The sequence below is a fragment of the Stenotrophomonas sp. SrG genome (assembly GCF_050031795.1).
GTDB classification, from domain to species: domain Bacteria; phylum Pseudomonadota; class Gammaproteobacteria; order Xanthomonadales; family Xanthomonadaceae; genus Stenotrophomonas; species Stenotrophomonas rhizophila_A.
The window spans coordinates 1-235 of sequence record NZ_JBNBBE010001391.1 but is presented as its reverse complement, the minus strand read 5'-3'; the positions used below and the strand labels follow the sequence as shown (position 1 = coordinate 235).

Genomic DNA, 235 nt, shown 5'->3' with positions numbered 1-235 from the left:
GACGCGCTCGCCCCGGGCCCGCCCGCCCGGCAGGGCGACCGCGGCTGCCCGCCGCGCGCTGCGGCCTGCGCGGGGGGCCTCGCGGATGTCTTCCTCGGTGAGGCGACCGCGGCCACGCAGCCGCTCGAGGGTGCCGGAGCGGCGCTGGGTCAGGGACGCGAACATGGAGGCAACCTGTTCAGACCGAAAGCCCCAGCGACGCACAGTATAGCGGGTCCGCTGCACTCCCCCGACG

1 pseudogene is annotated in these 235 nt (G+C 76.6%); it reads right to left on the bottom strand.

The features are described from left to right. Positions 1 to 165 (bottom strand): annotated as a pseudogene (locus ACQG3P_RS23980) (signal recognition particle protein); the annotation flags it as partial. Positions 166 to 235 lie beyond the last annotated feature (70 nt).